This window comes from Nonomuraea corallina, assembly GCF_027620315.1.
Taxonomy (GTDB): domain Bacteria; phylum Actinomycetota; class Actinomycetes; order Streptosporangiales; family Streptosporangiaceae; genus Nonomuraea; species Nonomuraea corallina.
Window position 1 is genome coordinate 1 of record NZ_JAPNNL010000303.1, and the last position, 4,064, is coordinate 4,064.

Genomic DNA, 4,064 nt, shown 5'->3' on the forward strand with positions numbered 1-4,064 from the left:
GGGGGGGGGCCCCCCCCCCGGCCCGCGGGGGGGGGGCGGGGGTCGACGCCGTCGACCGAGTAGCCCTGCGCGGGGCTCCACGAGCGCAGCGTCACCTGCCCGCCGGCGCAGGAGGCGATGACGGTGCCGCCGGCGCTGCGGATGACCTCGCTCTCCGGCGGCGCCTGGGTGACACCCGGCGACGCGCTGACGGACGGGCTCGCGGACGGGCTCGAAGGCGGGCTCGCAGACGGGCTCGCAGGCGGGCTCGTGGACGGGCTCAGGGGCGGGCGCTGGGTGGCCGTGGTCACCCGGGCCAGCGTGGCCCGCGCCTCCTCCTGCGTCATCACGCGGCCGGACGTGCCCGTCAGGCCGCCGCCGAGCAGGCCGAGCACGGCCACGGCCGCACCGGTCGCGGCGATCGCCGTCACGGCCCAGGCCAGGAGGAGTCTCTTCACACCCCCCACCTTCCCCCTCGTACGGCTAAGCCCAGGTTAAGACCGCCCTAAGAGGGTGCGTCGTACGCCGATTCACCGTCTACGGTTTCACCATATGGCTGACATCCTGCTGATTGAGGACGACGTGGCGATCCGCACGGCCCTGAGCCGCGGGCTGCGGGATCTCGGCCATGCCGTCGCCTCCTCCCCCACCGCCCTCGACGGCCTGCGGCTGGCCGTCCAGGACCGTCCCGACCTAATCGTGCTCGACCTGGGGCTGCCCGACCTCGACGGCGCCGAGCTGCTGCGGATGCTGCGCGCGGTGAGCAAGATCCCGGTGATCGTGGCGACCGCCCGCGACGGCGACGCCGAGATGGTGCCGGTGCTCGACGCGGGCGCCGACGACTACGTGGTCAAGCCGTACAGCGCCACCCAGCTCGACGCCCGGATCCGGGCGGTGCTGCGCCGCGCCGGCGAGACGGCGCCCGAGCCGCTCCGGGTGGGCGCGCTGCGGGTGGACCCGCGCGCCCGGCTGGCCGAGCTGGACGGCGTGGCGCTGGACCTGACGCCGCGCGAGTTCGACGTGCTGCACTACCTGGCCGCGCGGGCGGGCGAGGTGGTCACCAAGCGCGAGCTGCTGACCGAGGTGTGGCAGCTCCCGTACGGCGGCGCCGACAAGACCGTCGACGTGCACCTGTCGTGGCTGCGCAGGAAGCTCGGCGAGACCGCCGCCGAGCCCCGCTACCTGCACACGGTGCGCGGCGTCGGGGTGAAGCTGGTCGAGCCGTCGTGAGGCGCTGGCTGGCGCTGCTGGTGGCGGCCACGACGTCGCTGGTGCTGATCGCGCTGCTGGTGCCGATGGCGCTGCTGATCCGTTCAGTGGCGGAGAACGGCGCGATGAGCCGCGCCACCGCCGCCGCCGAGTCGGTGGCCGTCTCGGTCGGCACCCCGGACCTGCCGCTGGCGGTCGAACGCGTCGAGGCGCCCGTGACGGTGTTCCTGCCTGACGGGCGGGTGCTCGGCGAGGAGGCCGAGCGCACCGACGCCGTCCGGCTGGCGGAGACCGGCCGCAGCGTCACCGCCGAGCGCGGCGACGGCAGGGAGGTGCTGGTCGCGGTGCAGTCGCCGCAGGGCACCGTGGTGATCCGGTCGTACGTGAGCGACGAGGAGCTGCTGCGCGGCGTCCGCGAGGCGTGGGCCGCCCTGGCCGGGCTGGGTCTGGCGCTCGTCGTCCTGGGCATCGTGCTCGCCGACCGGCTGGCCCGGGCCATGACCGGGCCGATCGACGGCCTGGCCCGGGTGTCGCACCGGCTGGCCGGTGGCGACCTGGAGGCGCGGGCGGTGCCGGGGGGTCCGCCGGAGGTGCGGGCGGTCGGGCTCGCGCTGAACCACCTCGCCGGCCGCATCGGCGACCTGCTGGCGGCCGAGCGCGAGTCGGTGGCCGACCTGTCGCACCGCCTCCGCACGCCGCTCACGGGCCTCAGGCTGGACGTGGAGTCGCTGCGGGACCCGGAGGAGGCGGCGCGCGTCGGCGCCCGGGTGGACGCGCTGGAGCGCGCGGTCAGCGCGGTCATCACCGACGCCCGCCGCCGCTCGGCAGGGCGCGAGTCGTGCGACGCCGCGGCGGTGGTGCGCGAACGGGTCCGCTTCTGGTCGGTGCTGGCCGAGGACCAGGGCCGCGAGCTGCGGGTGGACCTCCCGGACGGCGAGTTGCCCGTCGCAGCCGGCGCCGAGTCGCTGGCGGCGTGCGTGGACGCGCTGCTGGGCAACGTTTTCGCGCACACCCCCGAAGGGGCGTCCTTCGCGGTACGGCTCACGCCACACCCGTCGGGAGCCGTGCTCGTGATCAGCGACACGGGCCCCGGCTTCGACCCCGCCCTGCTCACCAGGGGCACGAGCGGCGGCGGCTCGACCGGTCTCGGCCTGGACATCGCCCGGCGCACCGCCGAGTCCAGCGGTGGCGGCCTGACGGTCTCGTCCGACGGCGGCGCGCGGGTTGAAGTGACCTTAGGGCGTCCTTAACGCGGCGTTACCGGCAGCCGGGGTTTCCTTGAGGACATGGAGACCGCCAAGAAAATCATCATCGCCAGTGCCGCCGCCATGACCCTCGTGGCCGGTGGCTCCGCCGCTTTCGCCGCTTCCCAGAGCCCCACCCCGAGCCCTTCCGAGAGCGCCTCCGAGAGCGCCCCCGTCCAGAGCGCCCCCCAGGTGACCGCCCAGCAGGCCGTCGACCTCGCGCTGAAGCAGGTGCCGGGCTCGTGGGTGTCGGAGATCGACTTCGACGCGCGCGGCACGCAGGCCGACGTGTGGGAGGTCAAGACCGTCAAGGGCGACGTGGAGCACGAGCTCGACTTCGACGCCGCCTCCGGCAAGCTGCTCAAGGAGCAGACCGAGCAGGCCGACGCCGATGACGACAACGACCGCGACGACAACGACGACAACGACGGGGACGACGACTGACGCTCAGCAGGAGTCGAGGACGCGTTCCATCGCGTCCTTCTCCGCCCGCGTCACCCACAGCTCGTACTTGGCCTTCACGTCGATCTGCCGGGCGATGTACGCGCAGCGGTAACCCCGGCGCGGCGGCAACCAGGTCGCCGCGTCGGAGTCGCTCTTCTGGCTGTTGAGCGGGCCGTCGACGGCCAGCAGGTTCAGCGGGTCGTTGGCGAACTCCTTGCGCTTGGCCGCCGACCACTGCTGCGCGCCCTTCTGCCAGGCGTCGGAGAGCGGGATCAGGTGATCGATCTGGACGTCGCTGCTGGTGTCCTGGCCGCGCTCGAACTTGATCGTCTCGCCGCCGTACGGGTCCTCCAGGACGCCGGTGAGCACGATGCAGTCGTGGGTGCCGGCCTTGAAGGTCTCGTCGGTCAGGTCCCGCTTGAGGATGTCGTTGCGGGTGTCGCAGCCGTTGCGGTCGACGTCCGCCCAGGCGGGGCCGAACTCGTCCCGGTCGAAGCCGGTCTTCGGCGCCCGGCCCTTGACGTCGAGCTTCTCCAGCTTGCCGCGCGCCTCCTTGACGTCGACCTTGGAGGAGGATGAGGAGGATCCGCCGTCCTTGTCCGCCTGCCGGCCCAACTCCGCTTCCAGCTCTCCGCACCCGGTGAGCACCACCGCCGCGGTCAAACCCGCCAAGACCGCCCGAACACGCACCGCGACTCCCAGACTCGGCTATCAATCGTCCAGGTATATCAATTCCTTTTTGCCTCGGCTTTACCCATCCAAGGCGTCTATCAGCCACTTCGCGAGATAGTCGGTGTACGAGGAGCGCACGAGGACGCGATAGGCGTCGCCGTGCCGCGCCAGGATCACCGGCGCCCTGCCGAGAACCGTCTGGGCGTGGCCGGTGAACACCCCGGGATGCAGGTCGAGCGGGCACCCGGTGATCAGGACGTCCCGCGCACCCGGCCCGGTGAGCTCGATGACGGTGCGCTGACCTGAGACGTCCACCCAGCCGGGTCGCGGCTCGGCCTCCCCGGTCACCAGCCACCAGTCCGGCCCCAGCCGCATCCCCGTCCCCGGGTCCTCGCCCCGTACCTCCCACATGGGAACGAACGGCACCTCACGCACCCGCACCCGCTCGTTACCCGCCGCGGCGAACCGTCCCGCGAAGGCCGCGGCGGGACTCTCCGCCCGCGCCCTCCGCTCCCC

6 protein-coding genes are annotated in these 4,064 nt (G+C 73.2%); 3 read left to right on the forward strand and 3 right to left on the reverse strand.

Features of this window, described 5'->3' with window-relative positions; translation table 11 throughout:
- On the reverse strand, positions 1-437 hold a 437-nt coding region (locus OUY22_RS35970; RefSeq protein ID WP_270159790.1), incomplete at its 3' end, for a hypothetical protein.
- Between the two features lie 94 nt (positions 438-531).
- On the opposite strand from OUY22_RS35970, the gene OUY22_RS35975 reads away from it, so the two are divergent.
- Genes OUY22_RS35975 through OUY22_RS35985 form a run of 3 tightly spaced genes read left to right on the forward strand, consistent with a single transcriptional unit; the run spans position 532 to position 2,876 of the window.
- Positions 532-1,209 carry a response regulator transcription factor gene (locus tag OUY22_RS35975; RefSeq protein ID WP_270159791.1) on the forward strand — a complete coding sequence of 226 codons (678 nt, stop codon included), beginning with the start codon at positions 532-534 and terminating at the stop codon, positions 1,207-1,209.
- On the forward strand, positions 1,206-2,438 hold the full coding sequence (locus OUY22_RS35980) for a sensor histidine kinase (protein WP_270159792.1): 1,233 nt from the start codon (positions 1,206-1,208) through the stop codon (positions 2,436-2,438). The genes OUY22_RS35975 and OUY22_RS35980 overlap by 4 nt, the downstream gene beginning before the upstream one ends.
- A 36-nt stretch (positions 2,439-2,474) precedes the next feature.
- A complete protein-coding gene (locus OUY22_RS35985; protein WP_270159793.1) occupies positions 2,475-2,876 on the forward strand; it encodes a PepSY domain-containing protein in 402 nt (133 codons plus the stop codon).
- A 3-nt stretch (positions 2,877-2,879) separates the two neighbouring features.
- Here OUY22_RS35985 and OUY22_RS35990 read toward each other — a convergent pair whose 3' ends face one another.
- Positions 2,880-3,566: an HNH endonuclease family protein gene (locus tag OUY22_RS35990; RefSeq protein ID WP_270159794.1), complete on the reverse strand. Its 687-nt coding sequence runs from the start codon at positions 3,564-3,566 to the stop codon at positions 2,880-2,882.
- A gap of 60 nt (positions 3,567-3,626) precedes the next feature.
- A partial coding sequence (locus OUY22_RS35995) for a sarcosine oxidase subunit gamma (protein ID WP_333486884.1) occupies positions 3,627-4,064 on the reverse strand: 438 nt, incomplete at its 5' end.

Bases quoted from the DNA above. Each gene is read 5' to 3' on its own strand.
- OUY22_RS35975 (WP_270159791.1), top strand. From the start codon at position 532: ATGGCTGACATCCTGCTGATTGAGGACGACGTGGCGATCCGCACGGCC.
- OUY22_RS35985 (WP_270159793.1), top strand. From the start codon at position 2,475: ATGGAGACCGCCAAGAAAATCATCATCGCCAGTGCCGCCGCCATGACC.